This is a genomic window from Methylobacterium sp. CCH7-A2 (genome assembly GCF_001557075.1).
GTDB classification, from domain to species: Bacteria; Pseudomonadota; Alphaproteobacteria; order Rhizobiales; family Beijerinckiaceae; genus Allobosea; species Allobosea massiliensis.
Map to the genome: position 1 here is coordinate 1 of NZ_LSKN01000038.1, position 498 is coordinate 498.

General features: G+C 66.1%; 1 protein-coding gene. It reads left to right on the forward strand.

Features of this window, described 5'->3' with window-relative positions:
• Positions 1 to 2: 2 nt before the first annotated feature.
• The coding region (locus AX750_RS03370; protein WP_197432785.1) for a transposase at positions 3 to 498 on the forward strand (496 nt) is incomplete at its 3' end.

Sequence of the window (498 nt, forward strand, 5' to 3'; positions counted from 1 at the left end):
CGATGACCGACGAGATGATGAACCTGCGCGGGCTGCTGGAGAAGAGCCCCGACGCTGATCTTCTGCGCGAGATGATCGGCTTTGCCGCCCAGCGTCTGATGGAGCTTGAGGTCGGCGGACTGACCGGCGCCGGCTTTGGCGAGAAGAGCCCGGAGCGGCTGGCTCAGCGCAACGGCTATCGCGAGCGGGACTGGGAGACGCGCGCCGGCACGGTCGAGCTGCGCATCCCCAAGCTGAGGAAGGGCAGCTACTTTCCGGGTTTCCTCGAGCCGCGCCGGATGGCCGAGAAAGCGCTGACGGCGGTGATTCAGGAGGCCTACATCCAGGGCATCTCGACCCGCTCGGTCGACGACCTGGTCAAGGCGATGGGGATGAGCGGCATCTCCAAGAGCCAGGTCTCGCGGCTCTGCGAGGAGATCGACGAGCGGGTGCAGGCCTTCCTTGACCGGCCGATCGAGGGCGACTGGCCCTATCTCTGGATCGACGCGACCTATGTGA